The sequence below is a fragment of the Haladaptatus ordinarius genome, from assembly GCF_054177595.1.
In genome coordinates, this window is the sequence record NZ_JBPEHH010000176.1 from 1 (window position 1) to 5,253 (window position 5,253).

At 50.4% G+C, this 5,253-nt stretch carries 3 protein-coding genes and 1 pseudogene; 2 read left to right on the forward strand and 2 right to left on the reverse strand.

The annotated features are described in order from the left end of the window. Positions 1–210: 210 nt before the first annotated feature. Positions 211–801: pseudogene (locus ACR3FF_RS25550) on the reverse strand (AAA family ATPase); the annotation flags it as partial. A 1,002-nt stretch (positions 802–1,803) separates the two neighbouring features. On the opposite strand from ACR3FF_RS25550, the gene ACR3FF_RS25555 reads away from it, so the two are divergent. After that, on the forward strand, positions 1,804–2,040 hold the full coding sequence (locus ACR3FF_RS25555; RefSeq protein WP_458190918.1) for a hypothetical protein: 237 nt from the start codon (positions 1,804–1,806) through the stop codon (positions 2,038–2,040). 57 nt (positions 2,041–2,097) lie between these two features. On the opposite strand, the gene ACR3FF_RS25560 is transcribed toward ACR3FF_RS25555, so the two are convergent. Beyond that, positions 2,098–3,033 carry an ArdC-like ssDNA-binding domain-containing protein gene (locus ACR3FF_RS25560; RefSeq protein ID WP_458190919.1) on the reverse strand — a complete coding sequence of 312 codons (936 nt, stop codon included), beginning with the start codon at positions 3,031–3,033 and terminating at the stop codon, positions 2,098–2,100. A 276-nt stretch (positions 3,034–3,309) separates the two neighbouring features. Between ACR3FF_RS25560 and ACR3FF_RS25565 the strand changes: the two genes are divergently transcribed. Next, positions 3,310–4,863, forward strand: coding sequence for a N,N-dimethylformamidase beta subunit family domain-containing protein (locus ACR3FF_RS25565; protein ID WP_458190920.1), 1,554 nt, complete (start codon positions 3,310–3,312; stop codon positions 4,861–4,863). The last annotated feature ends 390 nt before the right edge of the window (positions 4,864–5,253 follow it).

Genomic DNA, 5,253 nt, shown 5'->3' on the forward strand with positions numbered 1-5,253 from the left:
GTGGTCGTTGTTTTCGGCGACGCACAATCTGCTGAAACTGTGGCGGTCCGGCCGGGGGCCGGACGGCCACAAAGTGATGGACGCGATCGCCGGATAACTGAGCCCGGTTCTCTTTTTTTTGTCGACGGCCGAATCGATCCGTCGAACCGTGTAAGAGTATCTTCAGCCGACGTCAGGAGGATTGGTGAGGCAAAATTCTTAGACAGGCTCTCCAGCACGAGAGAATTGATAGAGAAGGCGGGAGAAGGCTGGCTCATCCTTATCGCGACGACCGACGAGCATATCGAGTTCATCGAGGATGACCACGACCGTATCGTAGTGTTCGTTGATAAGACGGTAGAGTTCGCGCCATTTTTTCTTGGTTGGAATGCCGTGTTCTGGAACGTCGACAGTCGCTCCGATGTCGTTTGCCACCTTTCGGGCAAGCTCGTAGACGGCCGCACCGAGGGTCCCCACGTTCTGGCAGTTCATCTGGATGACGCCGAACCGGATATCACGACTTTCGCAGAGTTCAACGATGTTCTGGCAGACGGCGTTAATGATGAGCGATTTCCCGGTCCCAGACGGTCCATAGAGAAAGAGGTTCGGTGGCCGCTCGTTACTAATCGCGACGCGAAGATGCTGAGTAATATCCGTGAGCTGGGTATCACGGCCGACGATCCGTTCTTCATCAACGATTTCGTTCGGTTCGAGGAGGGAACGGTTCTTGATGAGACTCGCAGCTTCCTCTTGCTCGAGGATGAGATCTTTGATAGAACCCGTAGACTTAGGGGTTTCCTCGGGACCAGGGTCTGTGGGCATACTTGACCCACTCTATCAGGATACTAAAAGGTTCCCCTGTCGATTTCTTTTCTGCCAGTATGACGCTCAGAAACAGGATATCGGGAGGTTACACTGTTGTCTTCCTTTACCCCCGACGATTTGTTGAGGGGTCTTCGCCTGGATCGATTCACGAGGAGTTCAGCACACCCTCTCACCCCTATCGATTTGTTCTAACCACAAGGATGGGGAGGATGGTCGAATCCTCGAATGGACTATCACTGCATCTACGGCACGATTAGCACAGAACTGAGAATCATCTTCTTTTCTTTCTAGTACTAGTCTAGAGCTAGCTAGAAGAACACACCCCTATCGATTTGTTCTAATTACGTCCCCTCTGTCCATTTCCCGACAAGCGGTTACTTAAAAGAGAACCCAGTAGAATCGCAAGATAGAGGACAGGGACGTGCAGCTATTTGTCGCCTCCTCTGTTCTCCAGGTTCTACTCCTATCGTCTCACCTCTATCGATTTGTTCCATATGCCTGCAGTCGGCCGAATTCGGTGATATTTGGGTATATGAATTCCGAGGTTATCAAAGGACGACTTCTGGTAAGCTATCCTCTCGTGGATTCCCTGTAATTGACTTCCTCCCTATGCCCTTTCCCGCCAGAACAAATCGATAGGGGTGTGAGTGTGATCCTGTGGATTATCGTCAGGATATATTCGCCCATCACGTCTGGAGAGCTGCTGTTTTCAGTTTCGACATTTTCTCTTCATTGAATCTATAGCATCCGTCCATGGATTCCTCCTCGATGAACAAATCGATAGAGGTGACTCTCCGTATGCGGGGGTTTCGGTGAACAAGTCGATAGGGGTGCGTCTCTTCTGTGTTTGGTCGATCGCTCTCGGTTAGTATACTATACTAACTCTCAGCACCCGCTACGTCGTGTACTACCCTTACATCATCAGACCACTACTGAGGCGAGCGTGTGTCATTTTGTCCCAAGGATTTACGTCGGTAGTTCCTGTCTTTGATTATATCGATGATTTCGAATCGGCGATCGCCACTCACACCACTTGCGCAAGAATCGCTCGAGACACTCGCAAACGCACTGCCGAGCGACGGAGAACTCACGTACGAGCAAGCGTACGCAACCCTCAAAGATCGTGAAGAGCTCGAGCAGCCTGCTGCCGAAGCTATCATCGAACGACTCTACATGCGAGGCCACATCTACGAAGTCGAAGGAAAGCTTCGGCTGACTGATCACCGACCTGAATAGCGAGAATGCGCTCGGTGATACAGTCACATTCGGCACTTGGATTTGACAGTCCCAACCTTACTCACGTCTTGTTTCGACTACCTCAATAATCGTCGCTGCCGTCGTCCGGATTCGTCCAAGTCGATCTTGAATCGCGTCCGAATCATCGTCCTGCCATGCTGCGAGGTAGAATGCTGAGCCACTCGTATCTAATCCGACGTACCGACCGACGATGTACGCGACGGCTTCTGCTTCGACCTCACGTTTCGCTCGCTCACACTCATCGTCAACATCGAAGTGCAGCAGTGCGTGCGCGTATTCGTGGATTAGCGTTACCACGAGATTCGCCTGATTTGCCCTCGCTTTCACCTCCACGATTGGCTGGAGGTCGTATAGACTCCGCTGTTTACAGACACCCTTCGCCTTGCCGTGTTCCCAGTCATCAGCGTCGACGATGCGAACCGTCACCCCGAGCTCATCAGCTGCATCTTGGAGGGGGGACACGAGATTTTCAGCATTTCCGGTTGCTTCGGTTTCGAGCTTGGGAAGTGGTTCACCCTCCGTCTGAGACACGTCGAAAACAGCTGTGGGTTTGAATCCGACCAGTCCTTTAGACCACGCTTCAGGTGGTGTCTCGTCATATTCACACTCACTTTGCTCGTGGTAGCTCGGTGAGTTCTCGCAGTCGGGACACTGCTTTGTAATGATCGGTGCCCAGATCCAGATTCCGCTTTCGCCTTCCTTGACGTGACGATCGAAGTCAGTTCGCCAGGTGTTGTACCCAGCGACCTTCGTCGCGTTTGGACATTGAAGCGTGATCAAGAGCGTGTTCCGATGGGAGTAGTCATGGAATTTCGACTGGACATCTAGCCACTCTTGGAACTGTTGACTTGCTCTCGCCTCGTCAGTCAAAGCAGTGAGGTCGTCGATCCAGTGTTCGATTGTGCTGTGCATCTCGTCGCGTCGGGTGTCGTACTCGTCAAACGACACCGCAGAGGTGGTATTCGTAGCCATTGATTTTCGAACACGGACGCTTCTATCGAGCGCCCCGCACCCCTGGGGGGCCGAAAAAACCTCAATTGGAGTCGTTTGATTCGCGTTAGAAGTACCTCTCGAACAACCTATCTTTGACTCTGTGGAATCTCCGTGTAACATAGAAGTCGCACCGATATCACGCACAGTTCTTCGGGCAAGCGGGTAAAACAATCAGGAGTATTATATTAACATTATATTTAGTATATTTTAATCTACCAAAGTTATATATAACGCAATAGTGTATTGAATATTACCATGCCAAATGGTTCCACAGAACAATCAGACCAACGATTGTATCGACCGTCACGGCGTCATATTCTGAAAGCCGGGGCAACGAGTATTGTAGCTGCCGGAGCTAGTAATGGATTTGTCAGTGCAGAGCAAGACACTACAGATCAATCAAACAAACAAAAAGCCGGAGATAGTCACTGGAGGCGGACGCAAGACCTTGACCAACAAGCGCCAGAACACGCAATTGAGGGGTATACATCACAGGTAAGCGCGAGACCAGGAGAAAGCGTGGGGATTCATGTGAGTACTGACCCTGTTGAACAGTATCGAATCGCGGTCCATCGTATTGGTTGGTACAATGGCGATGGTGGGCGCCGAATGACCACCATTCCCGGCCCAGGCGCATCAAAAGAAGGCATCCGCCAACCAATTCCTGACCCTGATCCCGGTACAGGATACAATGATGCTGGTTGGGTAATGACAGATCGTCTAGATATACCGAATAATTGGTCGAGTGGGCTCTATATCATCGAATTCATCCTTGCATCAGGGGAGAACAGCGGTACGTCTCGATGGTATCCACTTATTGTCCGTCCACGAAATCACAATTCTGCAGACCTCCTGTTACAGGTAATGTCCTCAACCTGGCAAGCATACAATCACTGGGGTGGAAAGAGTCTCTATGGATTCAATAGCGATGGAGATGGAGCGAACGTGGTTTCATATAATCGCCCGCTTCGTAACCCGCTACTCCCCCATGGCGAAGATGGGGGACCAATGGCAGTCTATTACTGGGAGGCGCCACTTATTCGATATCTCGAACGAGAGGGATACACTATTGGTTTGTTTGCGGATCAAGATACTGATCGCGAGCCAAAGGCGCTCCAGGAGTATGATGTAGTAATGACTGGAGGGCACGACGAATATTGGAGTGGACGACAGCGAGATGCTTTTGAGAATGCTCGCGATTCCGGAGTCAATCTAATATTCACAGGCGCAAACACTGCGTATTGGCAGGTTCGATTCAAAGACGATGGTCGCACACTAGAAGGATATAAAGAAACAGCAGCTGAAGAAGACCCAGTCGATGATGCAAGTAAGAAAACCGACCGTTTCCGTGATCTCTATCCTCCCCGACCAGAATGCGAACTCTTAGGAGTAATGTATGATCCACCGATTGTTTCTGCGAATGCAGATAACTTCCCATCATACACTGTAACAGAGGACGCACTTACTCATCCGTGGATGGAAGATACCGGCTTCAAGGCGGGTGATCAACTTCCACATCTCGTTGGATACGAGCTTGATCATATCGTTCCGGGCTGTGCCGTTCCGGGAAACCTTTCGGTACTGTTCGAATATGAACCCGGAACAAGTGAATACTTGGTGGATACGAAATATGATGGTGGTGCCCAGGCAGTGACCTACTCTGCACCTTCGGGAGCACAGGTGTTTTCATCAGGAACCATGAATTTTTCGTGGGCACTTGATGACAGTACTCCACCCTGGGGACCTGAAGTGCAGGCAGATAGCCGTCTTGAACAGTTTATGCGCAACGTCCTTGATGATATGATTTGATAAGTATCTCAACAGGGCGCTATCTCTTTAAAAATCTCCTCAACGGCGTACATTCGTCGAGTAATTGATGTGGTTTTTCGTAGTAGTGTGCAATTCATTTAAACCGCTGGCAGACGCTTTCTCGACTGTGCATGGGACAGCACGGTATTTTGGAACAATGATAGGCTTTGTATCGAGAATGTATTCCTTGAGGTTTCGAACCATATGACCGTACGACCGTGCTCATGCAGCGTCATAGGTATCGCCGTTGATTCCACCCTCAGTTCTATATTCGCTAGTTGTCCACTCTGGCTCAGGAGTCCAGCAGCTGATACGTAGTCCTGAGTGAAGCGGGTGAATCAGGAACCTGATTCATCCGCTGTCCGGATACGCACCTGGTGAACCTTCCAA